Origin of the sequence: Streptomyces sp. KL116D, from assembly GCF_030766975.1 — a bacterium.
In the GTDB taxonomy this organism is placed as follows: Bacteria; Actinomycetota; Actinomycetes; order Streptomycetales; family Streptomycetaceae; genus Streptomyces; species Streptomyces longispororuber_A.
Window position 1 is genome coordinate 163,596 of the sequence record NZ_JASERH010000064.1, and the last position, 16,429, is coordinate 180,024.

Annotated in this window: 11 protein-coding genes and 3 pseudogenes; 9 read left to right on the forward strand and 5 right to left on the reverse strand. The window is 73.5% G+C overall.

Annotated elements, in window-relative coordinates; genetic code table 11:
* The first annotated feature begins 43 nt into the window (after positions 1 to 43).
* The 7 genes and pseudogenes from RBJ77_RS26820 (at position 44) to RBJ77_RS26850 (ending at position 8,068) form a co-directional block, all read left to right on the forward strand.
* A pseudogene (locus tag RBJ77_RS26820) lies at positions 44 to 1,213 on the forward strand (SPFH domain-containing protein).
* Positions 1,214 to 2,248: 1,035 nt separating this feature from the next.
* A pseudogene (locus tag RBJ77_RS26825) lies at positions 2,249 to 2,320 on the forward strand (hypothetical protein); the annotation flags it as partial.
* A gap of 709 nt (positions 2,321 to 3,029) precedes the next feature.
* Positions 3,030 to 3,702 (forward strand): annotated as a pseudogene (locus RBJ77_RS26830) (SCO2322 family protein).
* A gap of 4 nt (positions 3,703 to 3,706) precedes the next feature.
* Positions 3,707 to 4,831 (forward strand): energy-coupling factor transporter transmembrane component T, encoded by a 1,125-nt coding sequence (locus tag RBJ77_RS26835; protein ID WP_372347369.1) that lies wholly within the window; start codon positions 3,707 to 3,709, stop codon positions 4,829 to 4,831.
* Positions 4,828 to 6,555 carry an ABC transporter ATP-binding protein gene (locus RBJ77_RS26840; RefSeq protein WP_372347370.1) on the forward strand — a complete coding sequence of 576 codons (1,728 nt, stop codon included), beginning with the start codon at positions 4,828 to 4,830 and terminating at the stop codon, positions 6,553 to 6,555. The genes RBJ77_RS26835 and RBJ77_RS26840 overlap by 4 nt, the downstream gene beginning before the upstream one ends.
* A complete protein-coding gene (locus RBJ77_RS26845; protein WP_372347371.1) occupies positions 6,552 to 7,385 on the forward strand; it encodes an ECF transporter S component in 834 nt (277 codons plus the stop codon). Before RBJ77_RS26840 ends, RBJ77_RS26845 begins: the two co-directional genes overlap by 4 nt.
* A gap of 278 nt (positions 7,386 to 7,663) precedes the next feature.
* Positions 7,664 to 8,068, forward strand: a complete 405-nt coding sequence (locus tag RBJ77_RS26850) for a transglycosylase SLT domain-containing protein (protein ID WP_372347372.1) — start codon at positions 7,664 to 7,666, stop codon at positions 8,066 to 8,068.
* A gap of 50 nt (positions 8,069 to 8,118) precedes the next feature.
* Here the strand turns inward: RBJ77_RS26850 and RBJ77_RS26855 are convergent, their stop codons facing one another.
* Positions 8,119 to 9,411: an alpha/beta hydrolase gene (locus tag RBJ77_RS26855; RefSeq protein ID WP_372347373.1), complete on the reverse strand. Its 1,293-nt coding sequence runs from the start codon at positions 9,409 to 9,411 to the stop codon at positions 8,119 to 8,121.
* Positions 9,412 to 9,522: 111 nt separating this feature from the next.
* Entirely contained in the window at positions 9,523 to 10,692 is a 1,170-nt protein-coding gene (locus RBJ77_RS26860) for a steroid 3-ketoacyl-CoA thiolase (protein ID WP_255969102.1), read from the reverse strand.
* Positions 10,693 to 10,904: 212 nt separating this feature from the next.
* Here RBJ77_RS26860 and RBJ77_RS26865 point away from each other — a divergent pair, with 212 nt between their 5' ends.
* Both RBJ77_RS26865 and RBJ77_RS26870 read left to right on the forward strand, forming a co-directional pair.
* The gene (locus RBJ77_RS26865; protein ID WP_372347374.1) at positions 10,905 to 12,155 is read left to right on the forward strand and encodes a cytochrome P450; all 1,251 of its coding nucleotides are present in this window, start codon (positions 10,905 to 10,907) and stop codon (positions 12,153 to 12,155) included.
* A gap of 123 nt (positions 12,156 to 12,278) precedes the next feature.
* Entirely contained in the window at positions 12,279 to 13,913 is a 1,635-nt protein-coding gene (locus tag RBJ77_RS26870) for a hypothetical protein (RefSeq protein WP_372347375.1), read from the forward strand.
* On the opposite strand, the gene RBJ77_RS26875 is transcribed toward RBJ77_RS26870, so the two are convergent.
* From RBJ77_RS26875 to RBJ77_RS26885, 3 genes are read right to left on the reverse strand one after another with little or no spacing between them, the layout of a single operon-like run.
* A complete protein-coding gene (locus tag RBJ77_RS26875) occupies positions 13,887 to 15,110 on the reverse strand; it encodes a lytic transglycosylase domain-containing protein (RefSeq protein ID WP_372347376.1) in 1,224 nt (407 codons plus the stop codon). The two genes, RBJ77_RS26870 and RBJ77_RS26875, sit on opposite strands and share 27 nt — an antisense overlap.
* A gap of 13 nt (positions 15,111 to 15,123) precedes the next feature.
* Positions 15,124 to 15,849: a hypothetical protein gene (locus RBJ77_RS26880; RefSeq protein WP_372347377.1), complete on the reverse strand. Its 726-nt coding sequence runs from the start codon at positions 15,847 to 15,849 to the stop codon at positions 15,124 to 15,126.
* Positions 15,850 to 15,870: 21 nt separating this feature from the next.
* Entirely contained in the window at positions 15,871 to 16,425 is a 555-nt protein-coding gene (locus RBJ77_RS26885) for a nuclear transport factor 2 family protein (protein WP_372347378.1), read from the reverse strand.
* Positions 16,426 to 16,429 lie beyond the last annotated feature (4 nt).

A 16,429-nucleotide genomic window follows, 5' to 3' on the forward strand; every position in this document is an offset into this window, starting at 1 on the left:
CTCGCCGGTGACGAGGACGGCGCCCGCTAAGGAGACACCAGGGATGTTCGGATATCGCGTTCGCACCCGACGAGGCGATGCTGATCTCGGGCGCAGGCGGGGACTTGGGAGCGCCGTTCCGCGTCGTCACCGATCACGGAAGTTCGTGCTGCCCGTGTTCCGCAAGACCGCTTCCTGTCGCTCGCGATGAGCGAGTCGGAGGTCGTCGAGAAGTGCGTCACCCGGCAGGGCATCGCCCTGACGGTACGGGCCGTCATCGCGTTCAAGGTCGGCAACGACCACGAGTCGATCGTGAACGCCGGGCAGCGGTTCCTGTCCGACCAGGAGCAGATGTCCGTGCTCACCGGGCGGATCTTCGCCGGACACCTGCGGTCGATCATCGGCTCGATGACGGTCGAGGAGATCGTCACCGAGCGGCAGAAGCTGGCGACGGAGGTCCTCGACACGTCGAAGGCCGAGATGGCGAAGATCGGGCTGCACGTCGACTCGCTGCAGATCCAGTCCATCGACGACGGCAACACCGGATACATCGAGGCGATGTCCCGGCCGCACAAGGCCGCCATCCAGCGGCAGGCGCAGATCGCTCCAGGCGCGGGCCACCCAGGCGGCGACGGAGGCCGAGCAGGCGGCGGCGGCGCGCAGCAGGCCGAGTACGCGCGCGGCAGACCGCGGTGGTGCAGGCCGAGTACAACGCTTCTTCGAGACCGACCGGGCCAAGGCGCAGGCCGCGCAGGCCGGCGCTCGCTCGCCCAGGCGCACGCCCAGCAGGAGGTGCTCGCCGCCCAGACGGAACTCGCTTTGCGGCAGGCCGAGTTGCGGAGAAGCAGCCGGTGGCGGAGATCGTGAAGCCGGCCCAGGCGGACGCCGAGCGGATCCGGGTGCTGGCGCTGGCCGAGGCCGAGCGGATGAAGATCCAGGCGGAGGCGGCGGCGTCGTACGACCGGGTCGCGCTGGACCGGATGCCTCATCGACCAGCTGCCGCAGATCGTGAAGGAGGCGTCGGCGGGGCTGGCCGGGGCCAACGTGAACGTGCTGAACGGGGCGGACGTGGCTCGGCGAGATCGCCGCCGGTCTGGTCGGCCAGGGCCTCACGATCCTGGACTCGGTCCGCAAGAACCTGGGCGGCGAGAACGGGGACGCCGGCTCCGCCGTCGAGCGGTACGTGGGTGGGCGGCGAGCGGGCGAGGACGACGGTCCCGTCGACATCCGGTAGGCCTCGGCGCGGTTGCGGGTCTCTGACGCGTCGGCGAGTGCGGCTCTCGTCGGCCTCGGCGCCGCTGCAGGTCGGGGATGCGTCGGCGGGTGCGGCTCGTCGTGGCTGGTCGCGCAGTTCCCCGCGCCCCTGGGGCGGCCACGGACGCCGGCCACCCTCAAGCCCTCCGGCGATTGAGGAGCGGGTCCGGCGGAGCCCTGGGCCTCGGCACCGTTGCCGGTCAGGATACGTCGGCCAGTGCAGCTCCGTCGTGGCTGGTCGCGCAGTTCCCCGCGCCCTGGGGCGGCCACGGACGCCGGCCACCCTCAAGCCCCTCCGGCGATTGAGAGCGGGGGCCGGGGCGGAGCCCTGGGGCGTTCCCCTGGGGAGGCGGGTGGGGCGGCCGGTACAGTGGGCTGGTCGTCATAATGCGCTCGTGAGGGGAAGCCGGTGGAAGTCCGCGCTGACCCGCAACCGTCACAGCCGGACTGCTCTCACCCGCGTCAGCGATCGGCTCAGGACCGTCGAGGCATACGGAACCGGAGCCGCCCGGTGCCTGAGCGTGCCGTGCCGCCCGGCTCCCCGCAGGGAGAGGCACCCGCCCCACCATGAACATCTCGCCGCAGCGCCGCGCTCGTCGCCGCGACCGTCGTGATCGGCGCCGCCGCCGCACCGGTCGCCGCCGCGGACAGCGCCTCTCCCTCCCCTAGGTCGTCGTGCCGAGCGGCCTGTACGGCACGTCCGACCCGACGTACGACGGCGTGTGGCGGCAGTCCCTGGCCTTCGTGGCGCAGGACACGGTGGGTGTGAAGCCCGCCGGGAAGGCCGTGGACTGGCTGGCCGGGCAGCAGTGCGAGGACGGCGGCTTCGCCGCGTTCCGTGCCGAGCCGGGCAAGGCCTGCGACAAGAAGACCGTCGTCGACAGCAACAGCACGGCCGCCGCCGTGCAGGCCCTCGTCGCGGTCGGCGGCCGGGACGGCGAGGTCGCCAAGGGCGTCGCCTGGCTGAAGAAGCAACCAGAACGCGGACGGCGGCTGGGGATACAACCCCGGCGGCGCCAGCGACGCCAACTCCACCTCCGTCGTGCTGGGGGCGCTCGCCGCCGCCGGCGAGAGCCCGCCGACGTGACGTCGGGCCCGGTAAGTCCGGCGTCGACGCGCTCGCCGCCCTCGCGCTCCCTGCTCCGAGGGCAAGAGCGGTGGCGCCCTCGCCTACCAGCCCGACAAGAAGGCGAGCTCACCGCGAACGCCGACGCCACGGCCGCCGGCGTCCTCGGCGCGCTCGGCACCGCCGGTCTCTGCGCTCCGGCAAGGCGCGAGGCGGACGCGTACACGTGCGAGACGACGGCAAGAGCGCCGAGGGCCTCGCGCACAACGGCGCCGTCTACCTGCAGAACCAGCTCTCCACCCACCGTACCTGAAGTCCCAGCTGGCCGGCGCCGAGGACCAGCCCGACTACGGCAACACACGCGGACGCGGTCACCGCCGTCGCGGCCGCCGAGGGCACTCAAGCACACGAAGGACCCGTACGCCTCGGCTGGAGAAGAACGCGCAGGCGTGGGCCGAGCAGAGCGGTCCCGCCGCTCATACGCCCAGCTGGTCTTCGCCGCGCACGCGACCGGCAACGACCCGCGTGACTTCGGCGGCACCGACTCGTGAAGGCCCTGAACAGGACGGGCCCCGCAGCTCGCGCCGCGCCTCGGCCGGCGACGCGGACGAGGACACAAGAAGAAGGACGACGACGGCAGCGGCGCGTCGTGGTGGATCGTCGGCGTCATAAAGTTCATCGCGGCCGTCGGTGTCGGCATCATGCTCAGCGGCCGCAAGAAGAAGCAGTCGTGACGGCCCGACCCGCCGGTACCGGGGTCTGCGCGCTCGCACTGGCCGGCGCGCTCGCCGTGCTGCTCGGCGCGGCTGCCGTCGCCCCGGCCCAGCGCCGCCGGGTACCGGTACTCGGTCGTTCTGGGAGCGGGACGGCGGCGCAGTGGACGTACGCGTCGACCGGGCCCTCGCAGACCAAGCCGGACGACGGCGCCGTGCAGGGGTTCCGGCTCGCGGTGAGCGCCGACTCGAAGGACGCCACGCAGCCGCGCGGCGCCGCCGACTTCGCCGCCACCGCGCGGACACCCCCGCGAAGCGACGGCACGAAGCGGGTCGCGCTCGTCATCGACCCGGCACCGCGCAGGACGCGCGCCGTCCGGCGAGACGCCGCCGAAGCCGCGCACCGCGTGCGCGCGGGTCGGCGAGGACGCCACGAGCGCCGACGCGCTCGCCGCCGTCGCCAAGCCGCTGCGCTACGACAGCAGCGCGCCGCTGCGCGCCATCTCCGGCCATCCGCGGACCGGCTGCGGCGAGCAGGTCGCCGGGAAGGCGTCGGAGACGACCGCACCGTCCGCGAAGTCGTCCGGGTCGGGGTCGAGCGGGCCGTCCGTCGGCGTCGTCGCGGGGGTCGCCGCCGTCGCCGCGCTCGGTGTCGGCGCGATCTGGCAGGCCCGCCGCCGCCGCGGCTGACCCCATGGCCGTGTCCTCGCTGCGGGCCCCGCGCGCCCACCGTTCCAACGCCGTGCATCCGGGCGCCTGGTGGATCTGGGCGCTCGGCCTGGGCACGGCCGCGTCCCGCACCACGAACCCGCTGCTGCTCGCCCTGCTGATCGGGGTCGCCGGGTACGTGGTGGCGGCGCGCCGGACGGAGGCGCCGTGGGCGCGTTCGTACGGGGCGTTCGTGAAGCTGGGGCTCGCCGTCATCGGCATCCGGCTCGTCTTCGCCGTCTTCCTCGGCTCGCCGATCCCGGGCACCCATCTCGTCGTCACGCTGCCCGAGGTGCCGCTGCCGGACTGGGCGCAAGGCGTGCGGATCGGCGGCCGGGTCACGCTCGAAGGGCTGGTGTTCGCGTTCTACGACGGTCTGAAGCTGGCCACGCTGCTGATCTGCGTCGGCGCCGCGAACGCCCTCGCGTCCCCGTCCCGGCTCCTCAAGTCCCTGCCGGGCGCCCTGTACGAGGCCGGGGTCGCGGTCGTCGTGGCGATGACGTTCGCCCCGAACCTGATCGCCGACGTGCGCAGGCTGCGTGCGGCCAGGCGGCTGCGGGGGCGTCCCGACAGCGGGCTGCGCGGGCTGCTCCAGGTCGGGCTGCCGGTCCTGGAGGGCGCGCTGGAACGGTCGGTGTCGCTCGCCGCGGCGATGGACGCGCGCGGCTACGGCCGCACCGCCGAGGTGCCGCCCGCGGTGCGCCGGGCCACCGCGGTACTGACCCTGGGCGGTCTCATCGGGGTGTGCGCGGGCACGTACGGCCTGCTCGCGTCGTCCGGCGCGGGCTACGGCCTGCCGGTGCTGCTCGCCGGGGTCGCCGCCGCGCTCGGCGGGCTGTGGCTGGGCGGCCGGCGCACGGTGCGCACCCGGTACCGGCCCGACGTGTGGGGCGTGCGCGCCTGGCTCGTCGCGGTGTCCGGGGCGGCGGCCGCCGCGGTCATGATCTGGAGCGGCGGCCAGGACCCGGCCGCGCTGCAGCCGCCGGTCGTGCCGCTCGCGATGCCGCAGCTGCCGCTGTGGCCCGCGGCGGGCATCCTGCTCGGTCTGCTCCCCGCGTTCGTCACCCCCGCGCCCCATCCCCCGACCAAGCCGACGGAGGCAGCGTCATGATCCGCTTCGAGGACGTCTCCGTGACGTACGACGGCGCCCCGGAGCCCACCGTGCGCGGCATCCGGCTCCACGTGCCCGAGGGCGAGCTGATGCTGCTCGCCGGTCCTTCCGGGGTCGGCAAGTCGACGCTGCTCGGCGCGGTCAGCGGTCTCGTGCCGCACTTCACCGGCGGCACCCTCGCCGGGCGGGTCACCGTCGCGGGCCGTGACACCCGCACCCACAAGCCCCGGGAGCTCGCGGACGTCGTCGGCACGGTCGGCCAGGACCCGCTCGCCCACTTCGTGACGGACACCGTCGAGGACGAACTCGCTTACGGCATGGAGTCGTTGGGGCTGCCCGCGCCGGTGATGCGGCGCCGCGTGGAGGAGACCCTCGACCTGCTCGGCCTGGCGGACCTGCGGGACCGCCCCATCGCCACGCTCTCCGGCGGCCAGCAGCAGCGGGTCGCGATCGGCTCGGTGCTCACCCCGCACCCCCGGGTCCTGGTCCTCGACGAGCCGACGTCGGCCCTCGACCCGGCCGCCGCGGAGGAGGTCCTCTCGGTGCTCCAGCGCCTGGTCCACGACCTCGGTACGACGGTCCTGATGGCCGAGCACCGCCTGGAGCGGGTCATTCAGTACGCGGACCAGGTCGCCCTGCTGCCGGCCGCCGGGGAGCCACTGCGCGTGGGTGAACCGGCCGCGATCATGGCCGAGTCACCGGTGTTCCCGCCGGTGGTGGGCCTGGGCCGGCTGGCGGGCTGGGACCCGCTGCCCCTGACGGTCCGCAACGCGCGACGAGCGGCGGGCCCACTGAGGGACCGCCTGAGCACACTTCCACCCCATCAAGCCCTTCCGCCCAATCAAGCTCCTTCGCCCCATCCAACTTCTCCCCTCGATCAAGCCCCTCCACCCAATCAAGCCCCTCCGCCCCATCAAGCGCCTCCGCCCCATCAAGCCCCTCCGGCGATTGAGGAGCGGGGTCCGGGGCGGAGCCCCGTGGCGGAGGCCGTCCGGCTGGGCGTGCGCCGGGGCCGTGTGGAGGCCCTGCGCCACGTCGACCTCACCGTCACGCCCGGCGAGATCATCGCGCTGATGGGCCGCAACGGCGCCGGAAAGTCGACGCTGCTCTCCACCCTCGTAGGACTGGTCAAGCCCACCACGGGAACGGCCAGGGTAGGCGGAGCCGACCCGCACAAGGCCACCCCCCGCGAACTGATCCGCAAGGTCGGCCTCGTCCCGCAGGAACCCCGGGACCTGCTCTGCGCGGACACGGTCGCGGCGGAGTGCGCGGCGGCCGACAAGGACGCGGACGCCGCACCCGGCACCTGCCGCGCCCTGCTCTCGGACCTGCTGCCGGGCATCGCCGACGGCACCCACCCGCGCGACCTGTCGGAGGGCCAGCGCCTCACCCTCGCCCTGGCGATCGTGCTGACGGCGGCCCCGCCGCTGCTGCTGCTCGACGAGCCGACCCGCGGTCTGGACTACGCGGCGAAGGCCCGGCTGGTCGCCGTCCTGCGGAACCTGTCGGCGGCGGGCCACGCCATCGTCATGGCGACGCACGACGTCGAGCTGGCGGCGGAGCTGACGCACCGGGTGGCGATCCTCGCGGACGGCGAGGTCGTGGCGGACGGTCCGACCCCGGACATCGTCACCTCGTCCCCGTCCTTCGCCCCGCAGGTCGCGAAGATCCTCGCGCCGCAGCGGTGGCTCACGGTGTCCCAGGTCGAGAAGGCGCTGGCATGACCGCCCCGCACACCCCGCACACCCCGCAGGTCAGGCCGGTCCGGCTCGGCCCGCGCTCCGTCGCCGCGCTGCTCCTGGTGAGCGCCGTCGGCGTGGTCGGCATCGGCTGGCCGCTGATCACCGGGCCCGGTTCGCAGGTGAACGCGCACGCGCAGGACGCGCCGTGGCTGTTCGCGGGCCTGCTCGTGCTGCTGGTGGCCGTGGTCGCCGCGACGATCTCGGAGTCGGGCCTGGGGCCCAAGGCGGTCGCCATGCTCGGCGTGCTGGCCGCCGCGGGGGCGGCGCTGCGCCCGATCGGCGCCGGCACGGCGGGCATCGAGCCGATGTTCTTCCTGATGGTGCTCAGCGGGCGGGTCCTCGGTCCGGGCTTCGGCTTCGTGCTCGGCTCGCTCAGCATGTTCGCGTCGGCGCTGCTGACCGGCGGGGTGGGGCCCTGGATGCCGTTCCAGATGCTGTCCATGGGCTGGTTCACGATGGGTGCGGGCCTGCTGCCGGGCCCGGACCGGCTGCGCGGCCGGGCCGAGCTGATGCTGCTCGCCGGGTACGGGTTCCTGGCCGCGTTCGCGTACGGCACGATCATGAACCTCGCGGGCTGGCCCTTCATGGACGCCCTCGCGTCGTCGGTGGCGTACCAGCCGGACGCCGCGCTGCACGAGAACCTCGCCCGGTTCCTGGCGTACTGCGCGGCCACGTCGCTCGGCTGGGACCTGGGGCGGGCCGCGCTGACCGTGGTGCTGACACTGACCGTCGGCGGCGCCGTCCTGAAGGCGCTGCGCCGGGCCACGCGGCGGGCCGCGTTCGAGACGCCGGTCACGTTCGACGGCTCGTGAGCGTCCGGGCGTCGTGAAGCGTCCCACATGACCGAGGTCACCTCCTACCGTCGTTCGTAGCAGCGCTTTACCTTCCCTTGACCGACGTCGACGCGCTGACCTGGGCTTTGAGACCCAGAACACAAAAGGGACATATAACCCAGGTACGACTTCCACTAGCAAAGGGGGGCATTGCATTCGCCCTGCGGTCCTGTTTCTGTGGAGCAGTCGCACGGCGCCGCAGCCCCCGCCAGGGCCCGGCGCCGACGCACGCCCCGTCCCCCACGGAAGGTTCCGCCTTGTCCGCCACGCTCCTCCGCCGCATCGCCACTCCGAAGAAGGCCATCGCCGGCGCCACCATCGCGGCCGCCACGACCGGCATGCTCTTCGCCTCGGCGCCGGCCCAGGCCGCGCCGGCCTCCGCCAAGGCGATCGCCCAGCAGAAGATCTCGGACTCCGCGCAGTTCTCGTGCTTCGACAACATCGTGTCCCGCGAGAGCGGCTGGAACCCGAACGCGACGAACTCGTCCACCGGCGCCTACGGCCTGGTGCAGGCGCTGCCCGCCAACAAGATGGCGTCCGCCGGGTCCGACTGGAAGACCAACCCCGAGACGCAGATCAGCTGGGGCGTCAACTACATGAACGAGCGGTACGGAAGTGCCTGTGGCGCTTGGGCGCACTGGCAGGCCAACGGTTGGTACTGACCGGCACCTTCGATGGGCGGCACCTTGTGGTGCCGCCCATTTCGTCGTCGTCACAGTGCCGCAGCGTGGGGCCCCTGGCTGAACCGTCCGAACCAGCGTGTCACCTGAGGCGCCGACCTCTGGAAGCTGCCGAAGTGGTCCGCGTCCTCGCCCTGGTCCAGGACCGGGGCCCGCACTCCCCTGGCCGCCAGTTGCGCCGCGCAGCTCCTCGCGTTGCCGATCGGGACGTCCGTGTCGGCCGCGCCCGCGTACAGCCGCACCGGGGCGGCCGGCTTCCAGGCGCACGCGCCGTCGTTCCCCTCGATGGCCTCCTTCAGGGCGCCCGTGGGGTGCCGCATCAGGTCGTAGAACTCCGGCGTCAGCAGCTCCTTCACCGTCGCCGGGAGCCCCTTGATCACGTCCTCCTCGGAGTGCTCGCCGTCGAAGAGCGCCTCGACCCGGTCCGCGTACGGGGCCCGGAAGACCTCGCCCGGGTCCTTGTAGATGGGGTGCAGCCGGTTCTGGGCGACCAGGAAGTACGCGGTGTAGAAGAGGCCGCTGGTGTCGTTGACGCGGCCGTCGTAGAGGGCCGGGATCTCCTGGCCCGACAGGTCGTACGGGCCGCTGACCGGCGCGAGGGCCCGCAGCCTGAAGTGGCGGTCGGCGCCGTCCTGGAGCGCCTTGCCGAGGGCCATCGCGACCTGCCCGCCCTGCGAGAAGCCGGTGGCGTAGACGTCGCCGGTGAGCGGGCGGCCGAGCCGGTGCGCGGCCTCGCGGGCGGCCCGCAGCATGTCGACGGAGGCCGTGACGGACGACGCCGTGTCCATGTAGGGATGGCGGCCGGGCCCCTTGCCGAGGCCCAGGTAGTCCGGGGCGGCGACGGCCTTGCCCGCGGCGGCGTTCAGATAGGAGGGGACGCGGCCGAAGTCGTCGCCCACGGACGGCGCGTAGTCCCGGTTGACCATGGTGCCGTGGGTGTCGGAGACGAGGCCGAGGCGGTGGCCGCCGCCGGTGGGGAGCGTGAACAGTCCGGTCGCGGTGGTGGGCCGGCCGTAGGCGTCCACGGTCCGGTAGGTCAGCCGGTACGCGGTGACGCCGTGCCGCACGGTGCCCGTGTCCATCTCGCGCTCGGCCAGCCACCGGGTGACGGCGGCGCGGTCGAAGGAGGCGACGGGTTCCATGGCGACCAGGCCGCCGCGCCAGGACGCCGTGGCGTGCTGCGCGGGCCGGCCGGTGTCGGCCGCCGCGACCGCGGCCGGGGCCGCGACGCCGCCGGCGAGCAGCAGGGCGGCGACCACGGCGAGACCGCGGCGGGACCGCGAAGTGCGGGCGGTGGTACGGGAGTTGCGCGTCGAGTTCGTCATGGCTCGACGGTATGGACGACCCCCGGGCCCCGGACATCCGAGCCGCCCCCGGCCCCGGGGTGGACTTGAGTCCACCCCGCCCCACGGGGAAGCCCCAGGGCCTGCGGGCCTCTAGAGCCGCTGGATGATGGTGCCGGTGGCGAGCGCCCCGCCCGCGCACATGGTGATCAGCGCGAACTCCTTGTCCCTGCGCTCCAGTTCGTGCAGCGCGGTGGTGATGAGGCGGGCGCCGGTCGCGCCGACGGGGTGGCCGAGGGCGATCGCGCCGCCGTTCACGTTCACCTTCTCCAGGTCCTGCTCGAAGACCTGCGTCCAGCTCAGCACCACCGAGGCGAACGCCTCGTTGATCTCGACGATGTCGATGTCCTTGAGCGTCATGCCCGCCTTGCCGAGGACCGCGCGCGTCGCGTCGACCGGGCCGTCCAGATGGTAGTGCGGGTCGGCGCCCACCAGCGCCTGGGCGACGATCCGGGCCCGCGGCTTCAGCTTCAGGGCCCGCGCCATCCGCTTGGACGCCCACATGATGGCGGAGGCGCCGTCGGAGATCTGGGACGAGTTCCCCGCCGTGTGGACGGCCGTGGGCATCACGGGCTTGAGGCGGGCCAGGCCCTCCATGGTCGTGTCGCGCAGCCCCTCGTCCCGGTCGACGAGCCGCCACATGCCCTGTCCGGCGGCCTGCTCCTCCTCGGTCGTCGGGACCTGCACGGCGAACGTCTCGCGCTTGAACCGCTCCTCCGCCCACGCGACGGCGGCCCGCTCCTGCGAGACGAGACCGAGCGCGTCGACGTTCTCACGTGTCAACTCGCGGCGTCGCGCGATGCGTTCGGCGGCCTCGAACTGGTTGGGCAGGTCCACGTTCCACTCGTCGGGGAACGGTTTGCCGGGGCCGTGCTTGGAGCCCGAGCCGAGCGGCACGCGCGACATCGCCTCGACGCCGCACGAGATGCCGACGTCGATGACGCCCGCCGCGATCATGTTGGCGGTCATGTGCGAGGCCTGCTGGGACGAGCCGCACTGACAGTCCACGGTCGTCGCGGCGGTCTCGTACGGCAGACCCATGGTGAGCCAGGCGGTGCGCGCCGGGTTCATGGACTGCTCGCCGGCGTGGGTCACGGTGCCGCCGACGATCTGCTCGACGCAGTCCGCGTGGATGCCGGTGCGGCCGAGCAGTTCCCGGTACGTCTCGCCCAGCAGGTACGAGGGGTGGAGATTGGCCAGCGCGCCACCGCGCTTGCCGATCGGGGTACGTACGGCTTCGACGATGACGGGCTCCGCTGCCATGACCCTCGTCCTTTCCACGCAATCCCGGACGGAAGAAACTAGAACGCGTACCAGTTCTCCGTGCAGTCTCGGCGCGCTTACCCCCGGTACGCAAGGGGCGTGCAAGCACAACACACGGAACCGACACACCCGCGACCCTTGCCACTTCTAGAACCCGTTACTACCTTTCCAGCCAGACCTGACGGAGTGTCAGAACATCACGGGAGTTGCCCATGCCGTGCCCCGCGCTGCCCGACGGGTTCGACTTCACCGACCCGGACCTGCTCCAAGACCGCGTGCCCCACCCGGAGTTCGCCCAGCTGCGGCAGGCCGAACCGGTTCGCTGGATTCCGCAGGAACCCGGCATCTCCGGCTTCGCCGACGCGGGCTACTGGGCGGTGACCCGGCACGCGGACGTCAAGTACGTCTCCACCCACCCGGAGATCTACTCCTCCAACCTCAACACCGCCGTGATCCGCTTCAACTCCTCGATCCAGCGCGACCAGATCGAGGTCCAGAAGCTGATCATGCTGAACATGGACCCGCCCGAGCACACCCGGGTGCGCCAGATAGTGCAGCGCGGCTTCACCCCGCGCGCCATCCGGTCCCTGGAGGAGAAGCTCCGCGACCGGGCCCGCGCCATCGTCACCGAGGCCGCCCGGCAGGCGGGCCCCGACGGCTCGTTCGACTTCGTCACGAACGTCGCGGTCGAGCTGCCGCTGCAGGCCATCGCCGAACTCATCGGCATCGCGCAGGACGACCGGTCCCGGGTCTTCGACTGGTCCAACAAGATGGTGGCGTACGACGACCCCGAGTACGCGATCACCGAGGAGATCGGCGCCGAGGCCGCGATGGAGATCGTCGGCTACGCGATGAACCTGGCCGCCGAGCGCAAGCAGTGCCCGGCGAAGGACATCGTCAGCCAGCTGGTCGCCGCCGAGGACGAGGGGAACCTGTCCTCCGACGAGTTCGGGTTCTTCGTGATCCTGCTCGCCGTCGCCGGCAACGAGACGACGCGCAACGCCATCACGCACGGCATGCACGCCTTCCTCACCCACCCCGACCAGTGGGAGCTCTACAAGCGGGAGCGGCCGAGCACCGCCGCCGAGGAGATCGTCCGCTGGGCGACGCCCGTCGTCTCCTTCCAGCGGACCGCCACCCAGGACACCGAGCTCGGCGGACAGAAGATCAGGGCGGGCGACCGCGTCGGCATCTTCTACTCGTCCGCCAACCACGACCCGGAGGTCTTCGAGAACCCGGACGTCTTCGACATCACTCGCGACCCCAACCCGCACCTCGGCTTCGGCGGCGGCGGACCGCACTTCTGCCTCGGCAAGTCCCTGGCCATCCTGGAGATCGACCTGATCTTCAACGCCATCGCGGACGCCCTGCCCGACCTGCGGCTCGCGGGCGATCCGCGCCGGCTCCGCGCGGCCTGGCTCAACGGCGTCAAGGAGCTTCGGGTGGCGACGCCGGCCAAGTAGACCCCGGGACGATTCGGCCGAATCCGTGCCCCGAGTGAACATGTCCGTTGCGTGACGCGTCTTCGTCCGTGAAACATGCCCCACCCATCCGAAGACGCACCGCAACGGAACGGACCGCTAGCCGTGGCCACGGTCGACCTGCCCCTCGCACGCCGACGACCCACCCTGCCCTCCCTGTCCTCGCTGCCCGAACGCCACCGCGTCGCCCTGCTCGCCACGGCGCCCACCCTGCCGCTGTACGTGGTGTGGGCGCTGTTCCTGGCCACCGGCGGCGGCGACCTCGCGGCGCAGGAGGCGTGGGCGCGGTTCGCCGCCGACCACGGGGCGTCGGCGTACAACCTGTTCTGGTACGGCGGCATGCACACCGCCAACTACTCGCTGATCTCGCCCTACTTGATGGCCGAGATCGGGGTGCGCCCGGTGACGGTGACGTCCGGGCTCGTGGCGGCCTGGCTGGGCGCGGTCCTGGTGGTGCGGACCGGGATCGCCCGCCCCGTCGGTCCCGCGGTGCTGCTGTCGCTGGCGCTGTGGTGCAACGTGGCGTCGGGCCGGACCACGTTCGCGCTGGGCCTCGCCTTCGGCCTCGGGGCCTGCGTGCTGCTCAGGGGCCGCCCCGCACACCCGGCCGCCGTGCTGTGCGCGGCCCTCGCCACCATGGCCTCCCCGGTGGCGGGTCTGTTTCTGGCCGTTGTCGGGGCGGGCCACCTGCTCGTACGGGACTGGTGGCGGGCGGCGGTCTGCATGGCGCCGCCCGCGCTCGTCGTCGCGGCGACGACGCTGCTCTTCCCCTTCAAGGGCGAGCAGTTGATGCCGCAGGACCGGATCTGGCCACCCGTCCTCTTCGCGCTCGCGGCCGTGGTGGCGGCGCCGGCGCGCTGGCGGGTGACGCGGTGGGCGGCGGCCGTCTACGCGCTGGGCACCGTCGTCACGTATCTGGTGCCCTCCCCCGTCGGCACGAACGTGGAGCGCCTCGCCGAACTCGCCGCGCCCGCCGTCCTGTTGGCGGCCCTGCGCACGCCGGGCCTACGGCGCACACGGGCGGTGCTGCTCGCCGTGGCACTCGTGCTGTCCTCGGCCTGGGTGGCGCAGAAGACCGCCGACGACCTGCGGGTGTCGACGCGGGTCCCGACGTGGGCGGCCGAGACCGGCGGTGTCGTACGGGAGTTGCGGCGGCTCGGCGCCGACCGCACCCGCGTCGAGGTGATCCCGGCCCGCAACCACCGCGAGGCCACCGCGCTCGCCCCGTACGTGAACATGGCGCGCGGCTGGAACCGGCAGCTCGACATCGAGCGCGGGCGGCTCTTCTACGACGGCTCGTTCTCGGCGGCGACGTACCGGGCGTGGCTGGACCGCTGGGCGGTCGGCTTCGTCGTGCTGCCGGAGGGCAGGCCGGACGGGTTCGCCGAGCAGGAGGCCGCGTTCGTGCGCCGCGGCATCCGCTATCTGGAGCCGGTGTGGCGCGACCCGCACTGGCGCGTGTACCGGGTGCGGGACGCGGTGCCGCTGGTGTCCGCGCCCGCGACCGTCGTCCGGTCGGACGGGGCGCGGGTCACGGTCCGCTTCCCGCGCGCCGGTACGGCGACGCTGCGGGTCGCGTACTCGCCGTGGCTGAAGGCGGAGGGCGGCTGCCTGACGGTGCGGCGGCGCGGCGAGTTCACCGAGCTGGTCGCGCCCGCCGCGGGCACCTACCGGATCGGTTCGGGCTGGGAGACCGCGCCCCCGGCGCCGCCGTCAGGCGCCGGGTGTCGCACAGGGTGAGGCGGAGTCCGTCGGGGTGTCGGTGGGGGTCGGCGTCTCGGTCGGCGTGGCGCTGTCGGACGGGCAGGCGTCGGTCGGCGTGCCCGGGTCGGTGGGCTCGTCGGTGGTCGGCGGGTCGGTGGGCGGCGGGGTCGTCGGCGGGTCCGTGACGGGCGGTTCGCCGGTGTCGCTGGGGCCGGGGGTGGGGCTCGGCTCGTCGGTCGGCGAGGGCGAGGCCGTCGGCTTCGGGGTGCCCGGGGGCTTCGTCGGGTCGGGTCCGACGACGATGCCGCCCCCGCCCTGCCCGCCCTTGTCGCCCACCGGTTCGGTGGCCTGGGTGTCGGAGCCCGCGCCCGGGCTGACCGGGACCACGCCCCGGCCGTCGGGCACCGTGTGCACGCCCTCGCGGTAGAACTCCAGCCAGTGCAGGACGAGCCGGAGGTAGTCGCGGGAGTAGTTGTAGCTGAGGATCGCCCGCTCCAGGCCGCCCGTCGTGCCCAGGTCGCGGCTGCCCGCGCACAGGTAGTGGCCGGCGCCGAGGGCGGCGTCGAAGATGTTGTTGGGGTCGGCGCGGCCGTCCCCGTTGCCGTCGGCGCCCCAGCGGCGCCAGGTGCCCGGCAGGAACTGCATCGGTCCGACCGCCCGGTCGTACACGGCGTCGCCGTCCACGACCGCCCGGTCGTACACGGCGTCGCCGTCCCAGGCGCCGCCCTCGGTGTCCCGGATCAGGGCGAAGCCGTCGCCGTTCAGGGCGGGTCCCGTGATGCGGTGCCGGGTGGTGCCGTTCGCGTCCACGTCGCCGCCGCGCGCCTGCCCCGACTCGACCTTGCCGATCGCGGCGAGCAGCTGCCACGGCAGCCGGCAGCCCGGGTCGGTGCGGGCGACGGAGGACTCGGCGCGGCGGTAGGCGGCGAGGACGGTGGCCGGGAGGCCGGATTCGGCGCGGACCTGCTCGGCGGGGAAGGTCACGTTCGGGGCCTGCGGCGTCGAGAGCGGCGGCAGTTCCGTGTGGTACGAGTCGTCGCCCTGGGAGTCGACGCGCGGCAGGGGGCCGTCGGCGACGCTCGGCGACACGTCGTCGCGCGCCGCGTTCTTCGTCAACTCCTCGACGACGTCCGGGGCTTGGGACGCGGTGAGCAGGGCGGTGGCGGCGACGGCCACGGCGGTGCCGCGCAGTCGGCGGCGCAGGCGGAGGCTACGGGGACGCGGGGGACGCATGGTGGCCCTTTCTTCAGCTGCCGAAGGTGTCGATGGCGGAGACCAGCCAGCGGCCGTCCTTGCGTACGAGGTCGACGGCGAGCATCGCGCCCGCGTAGTTCGCGGCGTCCTTCGCCTTCGCGGCGGTGCTGGTGCTGCTCTGGTCGGCGTAGACGAGCACCCGGGCGCGGTCGCCGTCGATGCGCTCCACGGCGCTGTCGGTGACCGTCGTGGTGACCACCGTCTTCTGCTTCTCCGCCTGCGCGAGCACGGGGGCGACGAGGGCGCGGTGCTGGGCGACGGCCTTTCCGGTGAGGAGGTCGGCGGTGGCCTTCCGTGCCGTCTGCGGGTTGGCGTAGTCGTACGAGAAGAGCGCGTTCACGGCCTTCTCCGCGCGGCCCTTGACCTCGCTGGTGCGGGCCGGGTCGGTGAGGGCGGTGTTGCGGGTGGCGGCGTCGTCCGTGAGGTCGCTCGTCCGTGCGTACGCCCAGCCGGCGAAGCCGCCGAGGAGGAGGGTGAGCAGGCAGAGGGCGGCCAGCAGGCGGGTGGGCGCACGGCCGTCGGCCCGCGGCGCGGACCGGGCACGCAGCCGTACGCGTGGGCGGGACCGTGCCGGGGCCTGCTCGGGGGCCGGGTCGGAGGATCGGGGCGGGGCCGGTGCGGTGGGCGCCGGGCGGGGCGCGGTGCGTGCGGCGGGGGGCTGCGGCAGGGTGGCCAGGCGGCGCTGACGGTTGAGGTGGTGGCGGGTGGTCGACGGCATCCGGGGCTCCTCTCCTTCGCGTCAGTCGGTGGTCGTCGCGGTGTCGCCGACCGGGGCCTGGCCGAGCGCGCTGAGCTTCCAGCGGCCGTCGGTGCGGGTGAGTTCGCCGAGCATGCGGCTGTCCTTGTCGGTGGGCTTCTGGCCGGAGGCGCGCACGGTGATGCGCAGGGCGACCATGACGCGGGCGCGGCCCGCGCGTTCGTCGAGCTCGGTGACGGCGCCGGAGAGCACCTTGGCGGTGCTGACCGTCTTGGCGCCGCGCACCTGCTCCTCGAACTGGGCCCGGCCTTGAACGAGTTGGGAGTGCAGGTCGCCGGTGGTGGACGCCTCCCACAGGTCGAGGCCGCGGCCGAGGCTGCGGTGGTCGAGGGTGTTGAGGTTCTGCACGGCCTGCTCGCCGGCCTCCAGGGCGTCGTCGCGGGCGGCGGCGTATCCGGCGGTGTCGTCGTGCGCGGCGCCGTACCAGGACCAGCCCGCCCAGGCGGCGACGCCGCCCGCGACGAGGGTGAGGGCGAGCGCGGCGACGAGCAGCGCCTTGCCGAACCGGTCCATGGAGCGCCCTTCTTCTCGGGTCATGGGT